Origin of the sequence: Pseudomonas berkeleyensis, from assembly GCF_014109765.1 — a bacterium.
GTDB classification, from domain to species: Bacteria; Pseudomonadota; Gammaproteobacteria; order Pseudomonadales; family Pseudomonadaceae; genus Aquipseudomonas; species Aquipseudomonas berkeleyensis.
Map to the genome: position 1 here is coordinate 2,046,172 of NZ_CP059139.1, position 22,903 is coordinate 2,069,074.

General features: G+C 66.7%; 3 protein-coding genes. All 3 read left to right on the forward strand.

Annotated elements, in window-relative coordinates; genetic code table 11:
- The first annotated feature begins 19 nt into the window (after positions 1-19).
- From HS968_RS09665 to HS968_RS09675, 3 genes are read left to right on the forward strand one after another with little or no spacing between them, the layout of a single operon-like run.
- On the forward strand, positions 20-12,805 hold the full coding sequence (locus HS968_RS09665; protein ID WP_182371100.1) for a non-ribosomal peptide synthase/polyketide synthase: 12,786 nt from the start codon (positions 20-22) through the stop codon (positions 12,803-12,805).
- Entirely contained in the window at positions 12,805-21,909 is a 9,105-nt protein-coding gene (locus tag HS968_RS09670) for a non-ribosomal peptide synthetase (protein WP_182371101.1), read from the forward strand. The genes HS968_RS09665 and HS968_RS09670 overlap by 1 nt, the downstream gene beginning before the upstream one ends.
- Complete coding sequence (locus HS968_RS09675; RefSeq protein WP_182371102.1) at positions 21,906-22,874, forward strand: alpha/beta hydrolase; 969 nt, start codon at positions 21,906-21,908, stop codon at positions 22,872-22,874. The genes HS968_RS09670 and HS968_RS09675 overlap by 4 nt, the downstream gene beginning before the upstream one ends.
- Positions 22,875-22,903: the final 29 nt, after the last annotated feature.

Here is a 22,903-nt window from a genome sequence, read left to right on the forward strand (position 1 = left end):
CGCGATTCAAGGTGATGCCATGAATGATCGTTACGATGCTGCCACCAACCTGGTCGAGGCGCTCGTCCAGCGTGCCGCTGAAACGCCGCGCGATATCGCCCTGCGCTTCATTGCCGAAGGGGTGGACGAAGCGCTGACTTACCGAGCGCTGGACGAGCGCGCTCGGGATCTGGCCGTCTGGTTGCTGCAGCATGGCCAACCCGGTGATCGCGCCGTTTTGCTGATGCACAGCAGTGTGGAATACGTGGTTTCCTTCTTTGCCTGCCTGTATGCCGGCATCATCGCGGTGCCGGCATATCCGCCTGAGTCGGTCAGGCCACAGCACCTGGCGCGTTTGCAGGCCATTCTCGGCGACGCTGAACCGAGCCTGGTGCTTACCGATTCCAGCCTGTTGGAAGCCCTGCGTCCTGCCTGTCAGGGTGTCGGTGGTGCCGCGTTGCAACTGCTCGCCGTTGACCATACGCCAGCTGGCCTGGGGTTGGCCTGGCGCATGCCGGAGTTGAGCGATGCGCATATCGCCTTCCTGCAATACACCTCGGGTTCCACCTCGACACCCAAGGGCGTGCAGGTCAGCCATGGCAACCTGCTGGCCAACGAGCGGCTGATCCGCCATGGTCTGGGTATCGGTGCCGATGACGTGATGGTCAGTTGGCTGCCACTGTTTCACGACATGGGTTTGATTGGCGGTCTTTTGCAGCCGATCTACAGCGGCATTCCCTGCGTGCTGATGTCGCCGCGCTATTTCCTCGAGCGTCCGCGCCGCTGGCTGGAGGCTATCTCCCGTTACGGCGGTACGGTCAGTGGCGGCCCGGATTTCGCCTATCGGCTGTGCTGTGAACGTATCGGCGAGACAGCCATGGAGGGGCTCGATCTGAGTCGCTGGCGTCTGGCGTTCTCCGGCTCCGAGCCGATTCGCCCTGACACCCTGGAGCGCTTCGCTGCCACCTTCGCGCCGGTCGGGTTCGATGCCGACGCACTCTATGCCTCCTACGGCCTCGCCGAGGCGACGCTGTTCGTTGCCGGTGGTCAGCGCGGCAAGGGTATCGGTTTGCTGGAGGTGGATCCGACGGCACTGGCCAGTAACCTGGGGCGCCCTGGCCGCGGCACTTTGTTGGTCAGTTGCGGGCACCTGCAGCCTGAGCATGAGGTGCAACTGGTCGATCCGCACAGTGGCGCAGCGCTGGGGCCAGGACAGGTTGGCGAGATCTGGAGCAGTGGCCCCAGCGTTGCGTTGGGCTACTGGCGTAACCCCGAGGCCAGTGCGCGGGCCTTCGTCGAGCGCGATGGTCGCACCTGGCTGCGTACCGGCGACCTGGGCTTCCTGCATAACGATGAGCTGTACGTCACCGGGCGGCTCAAGGACATGATCATCGTGCGTGGCCAGAACCTCTATCCACAGGATCTGGAGCGCTGCGTCGAAGAAGAAGTGGACGTGGTGCGCAAGGGCCGCATTTCTGCATTCGCCGTGGAGCACAACGGGCGCGAGGGCATCGGTATCGCCGCCGAGATCGGCCGCAGCGTGCGCAAGTTGATACCGGCGGCGGCGCTGATCAAGGCCATCTCGGCGGCCGTGGCCGACAGCTTCCAGGAGGCGCCGTTGTTGGTGGCACTGTTGGAACCGGGCGCGTTGCCGAAGACCTCCAGCGGCAAGCTGCAGCGCTCTGCATGTCGCCAGCAATTGGCCGACGGCACCCTGGCGGCTTACGCGGTGCAGCGTGCCGGGCAACTGCTGGAAGGGGATCAGGTGAGCACTGCTCGGCTGAGTGAGGCAGAGCAGGCCATGGCCGCCCTCTGGTGTGAGGTGCTGCAGGTGGAGGCGGTCGAACGTGACGACCACTTCTTCGTGCTCGGTGGGGATTCGGTGCGGGCGACCCAGTTGCTGGCACGCCTGCGTGAGCGCCATGGCCGGGCAGTCGAACCGCGCCTGCTGTTCGAGGCGCCGGTGCTGGGCGCCTTCGTCGCCGCGCTGGCCAGCCATGTCGCAGCCGCACCGGCCTGCGCCGAAGTGCCCTGTCTGGATCGCCATGGCTCGTTGCCGCTGTCGCCGGCCCAGCGCCGTCTTTGGTTCCTCTGGAAGCTGGAGCCGCACAGCCCGCTGTACCACATCGCCGGTGGCCTGACGTTGCGCGGTGAGCTGAATGTCGACGCCGTGCAACAGGCATTCGTCGATCTACAACTGCGTCACGAGACGCTGCGCAGTCGTTTCGTCGAGGAGGGCGATGGCGAGGTGCGCCTGCACCTGGCCGGCGTCGCGCCGGTGCCGTTCAGCCAGATCGATTTGAGTGGCCAGCCGAGCGCTGCTGAGGGCGATGCGCTGCAGTTCGCCGGCGAACCCTTCGACCTGGCCCGCGGCCCGTTGCTGCGCCTGCGTCTGCAGCGCCTGGGCGAAGGCCGTCAGACGCTGCTGTTGTGCGTGCACCACATCATCGCCGATGGCGCCTCGCTGAACCTGCTGCTGGAGGAATTCGCGGCGTGCTATGCGGCGCGTCTGCAAGGTCAGGCCGCGCAGCTGTCGCAACTGAGCCATCAGTACATCGATATCGCCGCCGCTCAACAGCAGAGGCTGGACAGCGGGGCGAGCGCCCGTCTGCTGCAGTGGTGGCGCGCACGCTTGGGTGAAGAGCACCCGCCGCTGGAGCTGCCTTACGCTCTGAACGAGACGGCAGGGCCAGGTGGGCGACGTGCTGCGTTTATCGAACAGCATCTCGACGATGACTTGAGTGGCGAGTTGCGGCGCCTGGCACAGCAGCACGGCGTGACCCTGGCCATGCTGCTGCTGGCCGCTTTCAACCTGTTGTTGCAGCGCTTTACCGGCCAGCAGGATCTGCGCATCGGTCTTACCCAGGCCGGGCGTGAACAGCTCGCCAGCGAGCGCCTGGTAGGGTTCTTCGTCAACCTGCTGGTGTTGCGCAGTGACCTGTCGGCCAACCCGAGCCTGAGCGCACTGTTGTGCCAGGTGCGCGATGGGTTGCTGGATGCCCAGGCGCATCAGGATCTGCCGTTCGAACAACTGGTGCAGGCGTTGCAGCCCGAACGCGGCCACGGCCGCCATCCGCTGTGCCAGGTGGCGTTCGACCATCAGGTGCGAGAGGAGGTGGTGTTGCAGGGGCTGAACGTGGAAGGCCTGCGTCAGATCGACCTGGAAACCCCCTTCGACCTGGTGTTGCGTGTGCGCGAGAGTCGGGCAGGTATCGAACTGAGTTTCTGTTATGCCGCCGAACGCTATTGCGCTACTGGCATGGCGCGCATGGCCGAGCAGTTCCTCGCGCTGCTGCGGGCACTGCCGACGCAACCGGCGGACGCGCCGCTGGAGACGCGTGCCTGGCTCGACGAGGCGCTGTGGCGCCGCGCAGAGCCAGCCAGCACTGAGGCTTTCGAGCCGCTGGCGGCGCGCATCGCGGTGCAGGCTGCCGCCCAGCCCGAGGCCATCGCAGTGCTGGATGAGCAGCGTAGCCTGCGCTTCGCCGAGCTGGATGCGCGCGCCAACCGTCTGGCTCAGGCGCTGGTGGCGGCGGGGGTCGGCCCCGAGGCGCGGGTTGGCGTGGCCCTGCCGCGCGGCGTGGACATTCCGCTGGCTCTGCTGGCCGTTATGAAGGCGGGCGGCGCCTATGTGCCGCTGGATGTGGATCATCCCCGCGAGCGCCTGGCCTGGCTGATCGAGGATGCCGGCATCGGCTGGTTGATCAGTCAGTCCACGTTGGCCGAGAACTTGCCGATTGGCGATTCTGTGCAGCGTCTGGATCTCGACCGTTTCGATGATGCCGCCTGGCCGGCGCAATGCCCGACTTCCCATGTTCATCCGGCCAACCTGGCCTACCTGATCTACACCTCCGGCTCCACTGGCCAGCCCAAGGGCGTTGCCGTGGCGCATGGCGAGATCGCCGCGCACTGTCGCGCCATCGGCGAGCGCTATGCGATGCAGCCGAGCGACCGCGAGCTGATCTTCATGTCGTTCGCCTTCGACGGTGCCCATGAGCGTTGGCTCACCGCGCTGAGCCACGGCGCCAGTCTGCTGATTCGCGGTGCTGCGTTGTGGACGCCGGAGCAGACCCTGGAACGCCTTAAGCAGCACCAGGTGACGGTTGCCGCCTTCCCGCCGGCCTTCCTGCAGCAATTGGCCGAGCAGGCGGCGCGCCTCGGTCATGCGCCGAGCATGCGCATCTACTGCTTCGGTGGTGACGCGGTGCCGGAAGCGGCATTCGAGCTGGCACGGCGCAGCCTCAAGGCGGAGCACCTGATCAATGGCTATGGGCCGACCGAAACCGTGGTCACGCCCCTGCTGTGGAAGGCCGATGCGGCCAGCCGTTGTGGCGCCGCTTATGCGCCCATCGGCGAGGCCGTGGGTGCTCGCGATCTGTACGTGCTCGACGAGCATCTGCAGCCGCTGCCGCGCGGTGTGGCCGGTGAGCTGTACATCGGCGGCGAGCTGTTGGCGCGTGGTTATCATCAACGTCCCGGCATGACCGCCGAGCGTTTCGTCGCCGACCCCTTCGGCATGGCGGGTGGCCGTCTCTACCGTACCGGCGACCGTGTGCGCTGGCGTGAAGATGGCGCATTCGATTACCTCGGGCGCGTCGATCAGCAAGTCAAAATTCGCGGCTTCCGCATCGAGCCGGGCGAGATCGAAGCACGCTTGCGCATGCTCGATGGGGTCAGCGAAGCGGCGGTGATCTGTCGCGATGGCGCAGCGGGGCGCCGGCTGGTGGCCTACGTGGCGCCACTGCAGGCGACCGAGGCGCTGAAGGCGGCGCTGCGCGAGCAACTGCCCGAGTACATGGTGCCCACGCAGATCATCGCGCTGGCGCAGCTGCCGCTGAACGTCAATGGCAAGATCGACCGCAAGGCCCTGCCCGACGTGGCGGAAGTCAATGACAATTACACTGCGCCGCGCGAGGGCCTGGAAAGCCAGCTCGCCGCGCTCTGGGCCGAGTTGCTCGAGCTGCCGCGTGTCGGTCGCGAGGATGATTTCTTCGAACTCGGGGGGCATTCGCTGTTGGCGACCCGGTTGGTCTCGCGGATACGCCAACGCCTCGCCGTCGAGTGTCCGTTGCCGATGATCTTCGAGGCCTCGCGGCTGGATGCCTTCGCCGCCCGTGTGGCGGCGCTCGGTGCCCCCGACAGCCGCCCGCCACTGCGCAGCGTGCCGCGTGATGGCGCGCTGGCGCTGTCCCCGGCGCAGGCGCGCCTGTGGTTCTTCTGGCAGATGGAGCCGCACAGTGCCGCCTACAATGTCCCCGGTGCCCTGCGCCTGCGCGGCGCGCTGGACGAAGCCGCGCTGCGCCAGGCATTCGTTGCGCTGATGGCGCGTCACGAGACCCTGCGCACCACCTTCGACGAGCGCGACGGCGAGCCGTGCCAGGTCATCCATGCGCGGATGGAACTGCCCATGGTGCGTCTGGATCTGTCCGCCCACGGTGATGCCGAGGCTCAGGCCCATCGCCTGGCCGAAGAGGAGGCCGGACGCCCGTTCGACCTGCGCGACGGCCCGCTGTTGCGCCTGACGCTGTTGCGTCTGGCCGCAGAGGATCATGTGCTGCTGCTGACCCTGCACCATATCGCCTCCGATGGCTGGTCGATCCGTGTGCTGATGGATGAGTTCGCCGCGCTGTACAGTGCCGCGCTGGCGGGCAACCAGGCCGCGCTGCCGGCGCTGCCGGTGCAGTACGCCGACTACGCCCAGTGGCAACGCAGCCTGCTCGCCGGTGGCGAGGGCGAGCGACAGTTTGCCTGGTGGGTGCAGCAACTGGGGCGGGACAATCCGCGTCTCGATCTGGCATGCGACCGTCCACGTCCGGCGCAGCAGAGCTACCGCGGCGGCAGTCTCGGCTTCGAGCTGGACGCGGCGCTGAGCGACCGCCTCAGAGCATTGGCGCGTAGCCAGGACGTCACTCTGTTCATGTTGTTGCTGGGCGCTTATGGCGTCTTGCTGCGCAGTTGCAGCGGCCAGAGCGATCTGCGTATCGCGGTGCCGGTCGCCAACCGCCAGCAACTGGAAACCGAAGGGCTGATCGGCTTCTTCGTCAACACCCTGGTCTATCCCTGCCAGGTCGACGCGCAGGCTTCCTTCAGCGATCTGCTGGCCGCGCTCAAGCCGCTGGCGCTCGGTGCCCAGGCGCATCAGGACGTGCCTTTCGAGCAACTGGTCGAGGCGCTGCAGCCGGAGCGTAGCCTGGCCTGGAACCCGCTGGCACAGGTCAAATTCAACTTCGGTTTCGACGTCAGCCGCCTGCCGGATGCCGGCCCGCTGAAGCTGCAGCTGTTCAGCGAGCAGCAGTACGGTGCGCGTTTCGATCTGGCCCTGGACATGGCCGAGGCCAGCGAGGATGGCCATCTGCGCGGCAGCTTCGTTTTCGCCCAGGATCTGTTCGATGCCAGCACGGTGGCGCGCATCGTCGCCACCTTCACCTGGCAACTGGAACAACTCTGTGCCCGGCCATTCGAGCCACTCAAGCAACTGGCACTGGCTCCAGCCGACCTGCGTTCGGAGCTGGCTGGCGAGCGCCGTCCATGGCCGGCTGCCGATGTGCTGCAACTGTTCAACCGGCAGTGCGCGGCACGTCCGGATGAAATGGCGGTCGAGGCCTGGGATGGCCAATACCGCTATGCCGAGCTGGATGCGGCGGCCAACCGTCTGGCCAACGCCTTGCGCGCTCAGGGTATTGGTGCGGGTGAGCGCGTCGCGCTATGCCAGGCGCGCGGCGCACGCTGGCTGCTTATGCTGCTGGGGGTACTGAAGTCTGGCGCTGCCTACGTGGCGCTCGACCCGGCATTGCCGAGCGCGCGTCTGCAGCAACTGCTGGCCGAGAGTGGCGCGCGCTGCGTGCTGGTGAGCGAGCGCGAAACCGCTGTGCTGTTCCCGGATCAGGCATTGCGGGTCGAGGCTAGCGGGCCGCTGGACTGTGCGGCGCAGGCGCCTGCCGTGGTGATCGATCCGACCAGCCCGGCCTATGTGATCTTCACTTCCGGCTCCAGTGGTCAGCCCAAAGGCGTGGTGGTCAGCCACGGCGCCCTGGCCAACTACGTGCAGGGCGTGCTGACCCGCTTGGACAGCCGGCCCGGTGAGGGCTGGGCGATGGTGTCGTCTGTGGCGGCGGATCTCGGCAATACCAGCCTGTTCGGCGCGCTGTGCAGTGGCGGGCGGCTTTGCCTGGCCAGTGCCGAGGAGGTGGCCGATGCCGAGCGTTTCGCCGCCTTCATCCAGACGCGTGCCGTGGCCGTGCTGAAGATCGTGCCCAGCCATCTCAGTGGCCTGCTGGCTGCCGCGCCACAACCTGCCGAGGTATTGCCGTCGCGTCTGCTGGTGCTCGGTGGCGAAGCCTGCGGGGCACCGCTGCTGGCGCACGTGCGTGAGTTGGCCCAGGGTTTGCGGGTGGTCAACCACTATGGCCCGAGCGAAACCACGGTGGGCGTGCTGACCCATGAATGGCGCCTCGGCGATGCCCTGCCGCCGGGCAATCTGGCCATCGGCCGGGCGCTGCCCAATATCCGCGTGCGGGTGGTCGACGAGCAACTCGTCAGTCTGCCGCTTGGCGTGCCGGGTGAGTTGCTGATCGCCGGTGCCGGCCTGGCCGACGGCTATCTCGGCCAGCCGCAACTGACGGCGGAGCGTTTCATCCTGCTCGAGGGTGAGCGCTATTACCGCAGTGGCGACCGCGTGCGCCTGCGTGCCGATGGTGAGATCGAATTCCTCGGTCGCCTCGACGAGCAGGTAAAGATCCGCGGTTATCGGGTGGAGCCGGCCGAGCTGGCGCAGGTGCTCAAGCGTCTGCCAGGTGTACTCGATGCCCTGGTGCTCGCCGAGCGCGAAGGCGATGGCCCGATGCGCCTGCTGGCCTGGTGCGTGGCCGATGGCGAGGCCGAAGCGCTGCGCCAGGCGCTGGCCGCCCAGGTGCCGGACTACCTGCTGCCGGCGCACCTGATGCTGCTGCCAGCCTTGCCGGTGACGGCCAATGGCAAGGTCGATCGCCAGGCCCTGCCGCGCCCGGACGTGGCTGCCAAGCCGCGCGAGGAGGCGCCGCTGAGCGAGCTGGAAAGCCAGTTGGCGGCGATCTGGCAGGCCGTGCTCAAGGTCGAGCGGGTAGGCGCCGAGGACAACTTCTTCGAGCTGGGTGGCGATTCCATCCTCAGCCTGCAGATCATTGCACGCATTCGCAAACTGGGTTTCAAGCTCAGTCCCAAGCAGTTGTTCGAGCGCCAGACCGTGCGCCAACTGGCGCAGTGGCTGCAAACACGCGAGGTGCCGGCAGTTGCCACGGCACCGGCCATCATCAACGCACCGCTCGACAGCGGTGCGCCGCTGGCCCCGGTGCAAGCGCGCTTCTTCGAGCGTGTACCGGCTGCCCTGCGCAACCACTGGAACCAGGCGATCCTGCTGGAGGCCTGCGAGCCATTGGATCTCACCGCGCTGGAACGTGCGCTGCATGCCTTGCTGCAATGCCACCCGGCGTTGCGCCTGCGTCTGGAAGGCGAGCAGGCGCGTCTGCGTATCGCGGAGATGGGCGCACTCGACCTGACGCTGCTCTGGCGCCGTCATGCCGCTGATCGGCATACGCTCGAGCGCCTGTGCGACGAAGCCCAGCGCAGCCTGGATCTGCGTCACGGCCCATTGCTGCGGGCCATGCATGTCAGTCTGGACGAGGGCGGTGAGCGTTTGTTGCTGGTGATCCATCACCTGGCAGTGGATGGCGTCTCCTGGCGGGTGCTGCTGGACGATCTGCACGCTGCCTATGGCGCCATCCGCGCAGGTCAGCCTGCCGTGTTGCCGGCCGAAGGCGACCCGCATGCCATCTGGGCTGCCCGTCAGCAGGCGTTGGCGACGAGCCCGGCACTGGCTGCTGAACTGCCGTACTGGCTGGCGCAACTGGCCGATGCTCCGGCGATTCCCCAGGCAGATCGCCACGCAGCGGCCACCTGGCGCGAGGCACGGCAGCGCCACATTGCTCTGGAGCGCGACGCTACCGCCGAACTGCTCGGCCCGATGCTGGCGGCGCAACGTCTGCGTATCAATGACCTGCTGCTGGCGGCGGTTGGCCGCGCCCTGTGCCACTGGACGGGGAGCGAGGAGGCCCTGCTGGAAGTTGAGGGCCATGGTCGCGATGCCTTCGATGAGGGCGAACCGCTGGAGCTGTCGCGCAGCGTTGGCTGGTTCACCAGCCTTTATCCGCTGCGTCTGCGCCCGACCGGCGAACCGGGTGCGGCATTGCGCGCGGTCAAGGAAAGCATTCGTGATGTGCCGCGTGCCGGCATCGGCTACGGCGTGCTGCGCTACCTGAGCGAGCATGGCCAGACGCTGCAAGCAGCGGGGCAGGCGCGTGTCACCTTCAACTACCTGGGGCAGTTCGACCAGCAATTCACCGGTGATTCCGTACTGCGCCCGGCCAGCGAGTCGGCTGGCCATAGCCAGCCGGAGAATGCTCCGCTGGGCAACTGGCTGGTGATCAATGGCCGCATCTTGGGCGGACGTCTGGAGCTGGAGCTGACCTATAGCCAGGCCATGTTCCCGGCCGAGGCGATCGATGCCCTGGTGCAGGGGCTGGAGCAGGCACTGCATGAGCTGCTGGCCCATGTGCGCATTGCCACGCCGCGTCTGTCGCCGAGCGACGTGCCGTTGGCGGGCGTGGATCAGGCGACGCTGGACAGCCTCGATCTGCCGGTGGGTGAGCTGGACGATCTCTATCCGTTGTCGCCCATGCAGCAGGGACTGTTGTTCCATGCGCTCGACGTGCCGGGCTCCGGTCTTTACGTCAACCAGCTGCGGGTCGACCTGGATGGGTTGGATGCGCCGCGCTTTATCGCCGCGTGGCGGCAGGTTGTGGCGCGTCATGCCGTGCTGCGCAGCGGCTTCCTGCTTACCGAAGCGGGTGTGCCATTGCAGTTCGTGCTGCGTCATGCCGAGCTGCCGGTGCGTGAGCACGACTGGCGCTCACGGTCTGCCGAGCCCGAAGCCCTGGATGTACTGGCTGCAGCCGAACGGGCCGAAGGCTTCGACCTCGCTGTACCGCCGCTGCAGCGTCTGACCCTGGTGCGCCTGGGTGAGCGCCGCTACCACCTGCTATGGACCTGCCACCATCTGATTGCCGACGGCTGGAGCAGCGCTCGGCAAGTGGGTGAGGTGCTGGCGCTCTACCGCGGTGAAACACTGCCGGCGCAGCCTGGCCAATACCGCGACTACATCGCCTGGCTGCAGGCTCAGGATGCAGCCGCTGGCGAGCGCTTCTGGCGCGAGCGCCTGGCCGCGTTCGACGAGCCGACCCTGCTGGCGGGGGCGCTGGGGCAGGCCGCCGCAGAGCCTGCACGTGAAGTGCATGGCCGCTTGAGCGCCGAGCTGACGCAGAGGTTGCAGCAGTTTGCCCAGGCGCAGCGTGTGACCCTCAACACCCTGCTGCAGGGGGCCTGGCTGCTGCTTCTGCAGCGTTACACCGGGCAGGTGAGACCCTGCTTCGGCGCCACTGTCGCCGGGCGTCCATCTGAGTTACCGAACGCGGAAAGTCTGCTCGGTCTGTTCATCAATACCTTGCCGATTGCCCATGAGATCCAGCCGCACTGGGCCGTTGGCGACTGGCTGCGCGATTTGCAGGCGCTCAACCTGCACGCTCGCGAGTTCGAGCACAGCCCGTTGCACGATATCCAGCGCTGGGCCGGCAAGCCGGGCCAGGCGTTGTTCGACAGCATTCTGGTGTTCGAGAACTTCCCTATGGACAGCGTGCTTGCCGGCGGCGGCGACAGCCTGCGTGTACTCGGCCAGCGCCCGGTCGAGAGCACCCATTTCGCCCTGGCCCTGGTGGCCAGCGCGGGCGAATGCCTGGATATCCGTTACGCCTACCGTGCCGACCGCCTGGCGCCCAGCCAGGTAGAGCAGTTGCGTGAGCATTTCGAGCGTCTGCTGCTGGCCCTGGCCGAGGGTGCCGAACGCCGTCTGGGGGATCTGCCGATGCTGGCAGGCGCAGAGCGCGAGCAACTGCTGGGTGGCTGGAATGCCACCGAAGCAGTGTTCCCCGCTGACATGCAACTGCAAACCCTGCTGCAACAGCAGGCTACGCAAACCCCGGACGCCCTGGCGCTGCAGTTCGGCGCGCAGCGCCTGAACTATCGCCAGCTGCACCAGCGCGCCAACCAGCTGGCCCGCTGGCTGCGCAATCAAGGCGTAGGCCCGGACGTGCTGGTGGGCGTGGCTGCCGAGCGCAGCATCGAGCTGGTGGTGGCCTTGCTGGCCATCGTCAAGGCCGGTGGCGCCTATGTGCCGATGGATCCGGATTACCCGCACGAGCGTCTGCAGCACATGCTGGACGACAGCGGTGTGACGCTGCTGCTGACCCAGGCGCATCTACGTGATGCGTTGCCGGCCTCGAACGCTCGCACGTTCTGCCTGGACAGCGACTGGGAAGAAGTGGAGGGGCTGGAGGGGAGTGATCTGCCGATCCAAGGCAAACCGGACAACCTGGCCTACCTGATTTACACCTCCGGTTCCACCGGCAAGCCCAAGGGTGCCGGCAACAGCCACCAGGCGTTGATCAACCGCCTGCACTGGATGCAGAAGGAATACGGCCTGACGCCGACTGATCGCGTGCTGCAAAAGACCCCGTTCAGCTTCGATGTGTCGGTGTGGGAGTTCTTCTGGCCGTTGCTGACTGGCGCCGCGCTGGTGGTGGCCGAGCCGGGGGCTCACCGCGACCCACTGGCGTTGCGTCAGGTAATCAATGAGGGCGAGGTCAGCGTGCTGCACTTCGTGCCGTCGATGCTGCAGGCCTTCATTGCCTCCGGCGAACTGGAGCATTGCCCGTCACTCAAGCAGGTGATGTGCAGCGGCGAGGCGCTGCCCTACGAGTTGCAACAGCAGTTCCGCCAGCGCCACAGCGCCAAATTGCACAACCTCTATGGCCCTACCGAAGCGGCCATCGATGTCAGCTACTGGGCGTGTGACGAGGAGAACGAGCGACACATCGTGCCCATCGGGCGGCCCATCGACAACCTGCGCCTGTACATCCTCGACACCTGGCTGGAGCCGGTGCCGCAAGGCGTGGCGGGCGAGCTGTACATCGGCGGTGTTGGTCTGGCGCGGGGTTATCACGCGCGGCCTGGGCTGACTGCCGAGCGCTTCGTCGCCGATCCATTCGGCGAAGGCGGGCGCCTGTATCGCACCGGTGACCTGGCGCGCTGGCGGGCGGACGGTGCCATCGAATACGTCGGCCGTATCGATCATCAGGTGAAGATCCGTGGCCTGCGCATCGAACTGGGCGAGATCGAAGCGCGTCTGCAGGCGCACCCGCAGGTGGAAGAAGCGGTGGTGGTGGCGCGTGACACGCCGCAGGGCAAGCAACTGGTGGGCTATGCCGTGGCCGGTTGCGACGGTGAAGCACTGCGCCAGGCGCTGGCCGAGCAGTTGCCGGAGTTCATGGTGCCGGCGCGCATCCTGGTGCTGGATGCGATGCCGCTGTCGCCGAATGGCAAGCTGGATCGCAAGGCCTTGCCGGCGCCGGAGTTCGGTACTTCGGCTGTGGGTTACGTGGCGCCACGCAATGATCTGGAGCGTGAGCTGGCGGCGATCTGGGCGCAGGTGCTGCAGGTCGAGCGGGTCGGTATCCACGACGACTTCTTCGAACTGGGCGGGCATTCGTTATTGCTGACTCAGGTCGGCATGACCCTGCGCAATCGCCTGGGCGTGACGCTGCCGCTGCACGCGTTGTTCGAGTTGAGTTCCATCCAGGCATTGGCCAGCCACCTGCAGGCGCAACGTGATAGCGCGCCCTCGCAAGAGGCCGAGCTGGAGCTGATGGACGAATTGCTGGGCGAGCTGGAGAACCTCTGATGACCATGCTGGATGCACAACTGCGCACCGTTGCCGAACGCCTGGCGGCGCTCCCTGAAGAAAAGCAACTGACCTTCCTGCAGCAACTGCGAGAGAAGGGCGTGAGCCTGGAGCGCCTGCCGATCACGCGTCAGCCCTGTGAAAGTGCGCCCCTGTCGCCGGCGCAGAGCCGCTTGTGGTTCCTCTGGCAGATGGAACCGCACAGTGCGGCCTACAACATTCCGGCGGCCTTGCGCATGCGTGGCACGCTGGATACAGAGGCACTGCGCCAGGCTTTCGAGGCATTGGTGGCGCGCCACGAGAGTCTGCGTACGCTGTTTCGCGAGGAAGGCGGCGAGCCGTTGCAAGTGATCCTGCCGACCCTGCCTCTGGCCATGCTGGAGGAAGACCTTTCCGCTCTGCCGTCAGACTCGCGTGAGACCGCTGCACGTGAGCGCCTGGAACAGTTGGCGCGGCAGCCTTTCGATCTCGCCAATGGCCCGTTGCTGCGCCTGCACTTGCTGCGATTGAGCGATAGCGAGCACCTGTTGCTGCTGAACCTGCACCATATCGTCTCCGATGGCTGGTCGATGGGCGTGCTGATCGATGAGTTTGCCAGCCTCTATGGCGCCTGCGTCACAGGTCATGAAGCCAGCCTGCCGCCGCTGCCGATTCAGTACGCCGACCATGCGCGCTGGCAGCGTCTGTGGATGGCGGCGGGGGAGGAGCAGCGTCAGCTCGAGTACTGGACGCAACGCATCGGCGATCCGTCGCTGCTGCTGAGCCTGCCCAGCGATCGACCGCGCCCGCCGGAACAGAGTTACCGGGGCGCCACGCTGGACTTCCAACTGCCCACGGCGTTGGTGAGCGAGCTGCGCAGCCTGGCGCGTAGCCAGGGCGCCAGCCTGTTCATGGTGCTGCTGGCGGCATTCGAGGTCTTGCTGGTGCGCTACAGCGGTCAGCGCGAACTGCGTATCGGCGTGCCGGTGGCCAACCGTGGCCGAGCCGAGTGCGAGCGCCTGGTGGGCTTTTTCGTCAACACTCAGGTGCTGTGTGGCGAAGTCGAGGAGAGCGCCTCGTTCATCGACCTGCTCGGCGCGGTACGCCAGGCCGTATTGGAGGCACAGGCCCATCAGGAACTGCCCTTCGAGCGCTTGGTGGAAGCCCTGCAACCCGAGCGTAGCCTGAGCCACAACCCGCTGTTTCAGGTGGCCTGCAACCATTTGCCCAGCGCGCTGGATGCCTTGTGCGAGTTGCCCGCTGCCGATGGTGGGGCACTGACGATGGAACCTCTGCAACTGGCGACCGGCATCGCCAAGTTCGATCTGATGTTGCAGACCGAGGAGAACCGTGAGGGCGCGGTGCGTGGGCAGTTCGCCTATGCCAGTGATCTGTTCGAGGCGGCCGCCATCGAGCGTCTGTGTGGTCACTTCCTCAACTTGCTGAAAGCATTGTCGGACGACCCGCAGTGCCCGGTGGGGCGTCTGCCGATGCTGGCAGGCGCAGAGCGCGAGCAACTGCTCAGGGGTTGGAACGCCACCGAGGCGGCGTTCCCTGCTGACGTGCAACTGCAAACCCTGCTGCAACAGCAGGCTACGCAAACCCCGGACGCCCTGGCGCTGCAGTTCGGCGCGCAGCGCCTGAGCTATCGCGAGCTGCACCAGCTCGCCAACCAGCTGGCACGCTGGCTGCGTGCTCAAGGTGTGGGCCCTGACATGTTGGTGGGTGTGGCGGCCGAGCGCAGCATCGAGCTGGTGGTGGCCTTGCTGGCCATCGTCAAGGCCGGTGGCGCCTATGTGCCGATGGATCCGGATTACCCGCATGACCGTCTGCAGCACATGCTGGACGACAGCGGTGTGACGCTGCTGCTGACCCAGGCGCATCTGCGTGATGCGCTGCCAGCCTCGAACGCTCGCACGTTCTGCCTGGACAGCGACTGGCCGGAAGTGGAAGGGCTTGAGGGGAGCGATCTGCCCGTTCAGGGCACACCGGACAATCTGGCCTACCTGATCTACACCTCCGGCTCGACCGGCAAGCCCAAGGGGGCTGGCAACAGCCACCAGGCGCTGATCAACCGCCTGCACTGGATGCAGAAGGAATACGGCCTGACGCCGGCTGATCGCGTGCTGCAAAAGACCCCGTTCAGCTTCGACGTGTCGGTGTGGGAGTTCTTCTGGCCGCTGCTGACTGGCGCGGCGCTGGTGGTGGCCGAGCCGGGCGCGCACCGCGACCCGCTGGCCCTGCGTCAGGTGATCAATGAGGGTGACGTCAGCGTGCTGCACTTCGTGCCGTCGATGCTGCAGGCCTTCGCTGCTTCGGGCGAACTGGAACATTGCCCGTCACTCAGGCAGGTGATGTGCAGCGGTGAAGCACTGCCCTACGAGCTGCAACAGCAGTTCCGCCAGCGCCACAGCGCCAAGCTGCACAACCTCTACGGCCCCACCGAAGCGGCCATCGACGTCAGCTACTGGGCCTGCGACGAGGAGAACGAGCGGCACATCGTGCCCATCGGCCGGCCCATCGACAACCTGCGCCTGTACATCCTCGACACCTGGCTGGAGCCGGTGCCGCAGGGCGTGGCCGGCGAGCTGTACATCGGCGGCGTCGGCCTGGCGCGGGGATATCACGCGCGTCCGGGGCTGACCGCCGAGCGCTTCGTCGCCGATCCCTTTGGCGAAGGCGGGCGCCTGTATCGCACCGGTGACCTGGCGCGTTGGCGCGCGGACGGCGCCATCGAATACGTCGGTCGTATCGACCATCAGGTGAAGATCCGTGGTCTGCGTATCGAACTGGGCGAGATCGAAGCGCGCCTGCAAGCACACCCGCAGGTGGAAGAAGCCGTGGTGGTGGCGCGCGACACGCCGCAGGGCAAGCAACTGGTGGGCTATGCCGTGGCCGCTTGCGACGGTGAAGCACTGCGCCAGGCGCTGGCCGAGCAGTTGCCGGAGTTCATGGTGCCGGCGCGCATCATGGTGCTGGATGCCATGCCGTTGTCACCGAACGGCAAGCTGGATCGCAAAGCCTTGCCGGCGCCGGAGTTCAGCGCCGTTCAGGCCGATTACCAGGCCCCGGAAACGCCACATGAGCGGCTGCTGGCCGAGATCTGGCAGAGCGTGCTGGGTGTGGCCCAGGTCGGCCGTGAGGATAATTTCTTCGAACTCGGTGGCGACTCCATCGTTTCCATTCAGGTGGTCAGCCGTGCCCGTCAGGCCGGTTTGCAACTGACCCCCAAGGACATGTTCCAGCATCAGAGTCTGCGTGCCCTGGCCTCTGTCGTTCGTGAGGCGGTGAGCGAGCCCGAGCAGGGGCCGGAGCAGGGGCCGGAGCAGGGCGAGACGCCCTTGCTGCCGATCCAGCGTCTGTTCTTCGCCACGCCCATGCCGCAGCGTGCGCACTGGAACCAGGCCGTGCTGCTGCATTGCCGCGAGACGCTGGACGCGCAGCGTCTGGCCGCAACGCTGGCGGCGCTGCAGGCCCATCACGATGCCCTGCGCCTGCGCTTCGCTGCCGATGGTAGCCACGCCGTGCACGTCGAACAGGTGGATGCCGAGGTGCTCTGGCTGCGCGAAGCGGCCGATGTCAGCGAGTTGGAGCACCATTGCGCCGCCGCGCAGCGCAGCCTCGACCTGGCGCGCGGCCCGTTGCTGCGCGCCATGCTGGTGAACATGGCCGACGGTAGCCAGCGCTTGCTGTTGGTCGTCCATCACCTGGTGATCGATGGCGTGTCCTGGCGCGTGCTGCTGGAGGATCTGCAGGCGCATTACGCGGGCCAGCCTCTGCCACCGCGCAGCAGCTCGTTCAAACGCTGGGCGCAGCGTCTGGTCGATCTCGCCGCCAGCTCCGAGCTGAGCGGCGAGCAGGATTACTGGCGAGCCCAGCTCGAAGCCAAGGCGCCGAGCCTGCCCGGCGCCCGCGCCGATGCCAGCCTGGCCGAACGTCATGCCCACACTCTGCGCCTGGAGCTGGATGAAGGTGAAACCCGCGCCCTGCTGCAACAGGCGCCAACGGCCTATCGCACCCAGGTCAACGACCTGCTGCTGACCGCCTTGACCCGTGCCCTGTGTGCCTGGAGCGGGCAGGGCAGTGCCGCCGTGCTGCTGGAGGGCCATGGCCGCGAGACGCTGTTCGACGATATCGACCTGAGCCGTACCCTGGGCTGGTTCACCAGTCTCTACCCGCTGCGCCTGCAGGCTGACGGCGAGCCGGGTGCGGCGATCAAGGCGGTCAAGGAGCAACTGCGTGCGGTGCCGCGTGGGGGGCTTGGCTACGGCCTGTTGCGTCATCTTGGCCAGGGCCTGGATGGCCTGCATGAGCCAAGGGTGACCTTCAACTATCTGGGCCAGTTCGATGCGAGCTTCGCCAGCGATGCCCTGTTGCGTCTGGCCAGCGAAAGCGCCGGGGCGAATCGCGATGGCGACGCGCCGCTGGGCAACTGGCTGAGCATCGATGGTCAGGTGCTCGATGCGCGCCTGGGCCTGCGCTTTACCTTCAGCCGCGAGATGTTCGACGAGTCGACGGTCATGCAACTGGCGCAGCGTTACCTGACCGAGCTGCGCGCGCTGATCGCCCATTGCCTGACACCGGGCGCAGGTGGCGTGACGCCGGCGGACTTCCCCCTGGCCGGTCTCGATCAGGCGCAGCTCGATACCCTCGAACTGCCCGCCGCTGCCATCGAGGATATCTACCCGCTGTCGCCGATGCAGCAGGGCATGTTGTTCCATGCCCTCGACAATCCCGGCTCCGGGCTCTACGTGAACCAGATCAGCGTGGCGGTCGAGCAGCTCGATCCGCCACGTTTGCAGGCGGCCTGGGCGCAGGTGGTGGCGCGCCACGAAACGCTACGCAGTGGTTTTCTCTGGCAGGGCGGGCTACGCCAGCCCTTGCAGGTGGTGCAGCGTCAGGTGCCGACCGAGGTGCGGATGATCGAGGGCGAGACAAATGTCATCGCCTTCGCCGAGCGAGACCGCGCTGAAGGCTTCGATCTGGCCCGACCGCCGCTGCAGCGCATGAGCCTGCTGGCTTTGGGCGAGGGGCGCTGGCAACTGGTGTGGACCATGCACCACCTGGTCACCGATGGCTGGAGCGGCGCGCAACTGATCAAGGAGGTGCTGCAGGTCTATGCCGGTGAGCGTCTGCCAGCGCCCGTCGCACGCTACGCCGACTACATCGCCTGGCTGCAGCGCCAGGACGGCGACGCTGCCGAAGCGTTCTGGCGGCAGCGTCTGACCGGGCTGGAGGAACCCTGTTTGCTGGCCGACAGCCTGTCGCGTCCCGCTGAAGGCAGTGGCCATGGCGTGACCTACAGCCATTACGATGCAACAGCGACCGAGCGCTTGCGAGCCTTTGCCCGGCGGCAGCGCGTGACCCTCAACACCCTGTTGCAGGGCGCCTGGTTGCTGCTGTTGCAGCGCTACACCGGCAAGCAGCGGGTCACTTTCGGCGCCACCGTCGCCGGACGACCCACCAGCCTGGCGGGCGCCGAGACGCTGCTGGGGCTGTTCATCAACACCTTGCCGGTGGTGCAGGCGCCAGCGGCGGATGCGGGGCTCGGTGACTGGCTGCGAGCACTCCAGGCGTACAACCTGGAGGTGCGCGAATACGAGCACACGCCTCTGTACGACATCCAGCGCTGGGCGGGTCATGGCGGCCAGGCGCTATTCGACAGCATCATCGTGTTCGAGAACTACCCGGTGGACGAGGCGCTGCGACGCGGTGGCGGCGACGGGCCGCGTTTCGGCGAGCTGGCGTCCAAGGACGTGACCAGCGTGCCGATGGATCTGGCCGTGCGCCTGGGCGAGGGCATGGAGATCGAATACCAGTACTTGCGTAGCCATTTTCATGAGGACGCGGTACTGCGTATCCGCGCCAACTTCGAGCAGATTCTTGCCGCCATGCTGCTGGGGGGCGAGCAATGTCTCGGCGATCTCGATTGCCTGAGCACGCTCGAACACGAGGCGCACCAGCGTCTGCACGGTCAGGCGTCGCTGCCCACTGCATTCGAGCCGGTACACCTGAGCATCGCCCGACACAACCGCGAGCGGCCGCAGGAGCCTGTGCTGATCGACGAGGCGGGGCGTCTTGACCGTCAGCGTCTGGAGCTGGACTCCAACCGCCTGGCCCAGCGGCTGATTGCCTTCGGCGTTGGCCCCGAGGTGCGCGTGGGCGTGGCCTTGCCGCGTGGTGTCGAGTTGCCGCTGGCGTTGCTCGCCGTGCTCAAGGCAGGAGGCGCCTACGTACCGCTGGACGCCGACTACCCGCGTGAGCGCCTGGCGTTCCAGATGCAGGACGCAGGCATCACCTTGCTGCTGACCGACAGCCGCCTGCGTGAGCGCCTGCCCGTCCCCGAGGACGTGGTGTGCCTGGAGCTGGACAGGCTCGATCTCTCCGCCGAATCCTGCGAGCTGCCCCAGGTAACCGTGCAGCCCGGCAATCTGGCGTATCTGATCTACACCTCGGGTTCCACCGGCCAGCCCAAGGGCGTAGCGGTGGCGCACGGGCAGATTGCCGCGCACTGCCGCGCCATCGGCGAGCGTTACGCCATGACGGCGAAGGATCGCGAACTGATCTTCATGTCGTTCGCCTTCGACGGTGCTCATGAGCGCTGGCTCACCACCCTCAGCCATGGCGGCAGTCTGCTGATCCGTGGGGAGGCGCTGTGGAGCGCCGAGCAGACCCTGACGCAACTGCGCGAGCACCAGGTCACGGTCGCGGCCTTCCCGCCGGCGTACCTGCTGCAACTGGCCGATCAGGCCGCGCAGCTTGGCCATGTGCCGAGCATGCGCATCTATTGCTTCGGTGGTGATGCGGTGCCAGAAGCCGCCTTCGAGCTGGCGCGCCGTACCCTCAAGGCCGAGTACCTGATCAACGGCTATGGGCCGACCGAAACCGTGGTCACGCCGCTGCTGTGGAAGGCCGATGCGAGCACCCGTTGCCAGGCCGCCTATGCCCCCATCGGCCAGGCGGTCGGCGCGCGCCGCCTGTACATCCTCGACCCGCAGCTACGCCCGGTGCCGCTCGGCGTAGCCGGTGAGTTGTATATCGGCGGCGACTTGCTGGCACGCGGTTATCACCAGCGACCGGGGCTGACCGCCGAGCGGTTCGTCGCCGATCCCTTCGGTGAGCCGGGCGCGCGCCTGTATCGCAGTGGCGATCTGGTGCGTGGTCGCGCTGATGGCGTCGTCGAGTACGTGGGGCGTATCGACCATCAGGTGAAGATTCGTGGTTTCCGCATCGAGCTTGGCGAGATCGAGGCGCGCCTGCAGGCGCATGCACAGGTGGGTGAAGCCGTGGTGGTGGCGCGTGAGGGCGGCAGCGGCAAGCAACTGATCGGCTATGTGGTCGGTGAGGTCGAGGCTGACGCGTTGCGCAGCTACCTGCGGGCGCAGCTACCGGACTATATGGTGCCGGCGCAGATTCTCCGGCTCGCGCGCATGCCGCTGTCACCGGCTGGCAAGATCGACCGCAAGGCGCTGCCGGAGCCGAACTGGCAGAGTGCGGGTTATGTCGCACCGCGTAATGAGGCCGAGCGCATCCTGGCCGAAATCTGGGCGCAGGTGCTGCAGGTCGAGCAGGTCGGCATTCACGACAATTTCTTCGACCTGGGCGGCGATTCGATTCTCAGCCTGCAGGTGGTGTCGCGTGCGCGTCAGGCCGAGGGGCTTGGCCTGGAGCTGCGTTTGCGCGACCTGTTGCAGTACCAGAGCATCGCCGCCTTGCTGGAGCGTCCGCAGCAGGTCAGCGAACCGACGCCAACGCGGGTGACGGACATGGCCGAGGACGAAGACCACTTCAGCCTGCTGCCGATCCAGCAATGGCTGTTCGAGCAGCATCTGCCCGAGCCCGACCATTTCAACCAGGCCTTGCTGCTGGCCTGCCATCGACCGCTGGACGCCAGCCTGCTGGAGCAGGCACTGCGCTTGCTGCTGGCCGAGCATGGCAGCCTGCGCCTGGCCTTCGCCAGGGGTGATGACGGTCAGTGGCGGCAGCGTTATTGCCAGCTCGACGAACTGGGGCTGGAGGCCGACCCGCTGCTCTGGCATAGGCAGCCGAGTGACGCCGACGAGGCGCTGGTACTGGCCAACCGTGCACAGCGTAGCCTCGACATCGGCCAGGGTCGCTTGCTGCGGGCGGTCTACAGCGAACTGGCCGATGGTAGTCGCCGCCTGTTGCTGGTGATCCATCACCTGGGTGTGGACGGCGTGTCCTGGCGGGTATTGCTGGAGGATCTGCAGCGGCTTTATGGGGCGCTGCAGCGCGGCGAAACGCCGAGCCTGCCGCCGGCCTCCTGCAGCTATCGCCAGTGGGCGCACAGCTTGAATGCCTATGCCAGTCAGCCAAGCCTGCGCGAGGAGTTGCCGTACTGGCTGCAGCAGACTGCCAGCGAGGGGCTGGGCGAGCCGCCGCGTGACAACCCTCGTGGCCGGGCTCAGGTGGCGCTGCGTGAACAGATCAGCCTGCGCCTGGATCGAGCCGCTACCACGCGCCTGCTCAAAGTCGCGCCGCAAGCCTATCGCACGCAGATCAACGATCTGCTGCTGGCCGCCCTCGGCCGCGCCCTGTGTGGCTGGAGCGAGCAGCGTGCGGTGCTGGTCGGGCTGGAAGGGCACGGTCGTGAGGATCTGTTCGACGGCCTCGACCACAGCCGCACCCTGGGCTGGTTCACCAGCCTGTTCCCAGTGCGCCTGGAGGCTGGCGAGGGTGATTATGGCCAGGCCATCACGGCGCTGCGCCAACGTCTGCGCACGGTGCCGAACAAGGGCATCGGCTACGGTGTGCTGCGCTACCTGGCCGATGGCGAGACGCGCAGCAGGCTGGCGACACGGGCGCAGCCGCGGGTGACCTTCAATTACCTGGGGCAGCTCGACCAGAACGCCGACGATGAGGCCTTGTTCAGCCTGCTCGATGAGCGGCCAGGCGATGCCTATGCCGCGAGCGCGCCGCTGAACAACTGGCTGGAAATCGTCGGTCAGGTGCACGACGGCGAATTGGCGCTGCGCTGCCTGTTCAGTCGGCGGGTATTCCGTCCCACCAGCATCGAGCGCTTCATGGCGTCGTTCGAGGCGGAGTTGCTGGCAGTCATCGATCATTGTTGCGCGCAGACCGCGCAGGAGGCGTTCGCGCTATGAATGTTGCCCTTTCTACTACTCCCGGCGAACTACACCCGGAAATCGCCGCCTATCTCGATATGGTCGACGAGGGCCGACGGGCAGGGCGGCCGGCTCCCCACGAGCTGCTGATAGCACAGGCGCGTGCCGAGTTCGAGGCCGCTTCGCGCAGCCTGCCGTCATTCGCGCCGGCCTGTGCCGTGGAGCCACTATCGTTGCCGGTGCGACACGGTCAAATGGCCGCAAGGCTGTATCGGCCGGCGCTGGCCAATGCGACGTTGCCAGTCCTGATCTACCTGCACGGCGGCGGCTATTGCATCGGCAGCCTGGACTCGCACGATGCGGTCTGTCGGCAACTGGCCGTCAGCGCGCAGTGTGCGGTGTTGGCGCTGGACTATCGACTGGCGCCAGAGCATCACTTTCCCGCTGCTCTGGAGGATGTGCGCGATGCCTGGGACTGGCTGCAAGAAGACGGCTTGGCGCTGGGGCTGGATCCCGCACGAGTGGCCTTGGGCGGCGACAGCGCCGGTGCGACCCTGTCCAGCGTGATTTGCGCCGAACTGGCGGCCACGCAGGGGGCCAAGCCTCGTGCGCAACTGCTGTTCTATCCGGCGGTGGACGCCCGGCAAGCCAGCGAATCCCACGAGTTGTTCGCCGAAGGGCACCTGCTGGAAAGCGCGACACTGGCCTGGTTCTATCAGCACTACGTGCCACAGCCGGAGCAGCGTTGTGACTGGCGCTGCTCGCCGCTGTTGGCTGAGGGACAACTGCGTGGTAGTGCGCCGGCGCTGCTGCTGATCGCCGAGTTCGACCCCTTGCTGGATGAGGGCTTGGCCTATGCCGAGCATCTGCGCGAGCAGGGTGTGGTCGTAGAAAGCCGGCTATGCCGTGGCATGACCCATGACTTCCTGCGTATGGCCGGGCTGGTGCCGGAGGTATTGGAGTACTACGCGCAGGCGGCAGCGTTTCTGCGGCGCTGCTGGTAGGCGTATCGATCAACGAGAGGCTGGTGCGT

Bases quoted from the DNA above. Each gene is read 5' to 3' on its own strand.
- HS968_RS09665 (WP_182371100.1), top strand. From the start codon at position 20: ATGAATGATCGTTACGATGCTGCCACCAACCTGGTCGAGGCGCTCGTC.
- HS968_RS09670 (WP_182371101.1), top strand. From the start codon at position 12,805: ATGACCATGCTGGATGCACAACTGCGCACCGTTGCCGAACGCCTGGCG.
- HS968_RS09675 (WP_182371102.1), top strand. From the start codon at position 21,906: ATGAATGTTGCCCTTTCTACTACTCCCGGCGAACTACACCCGGAAATC.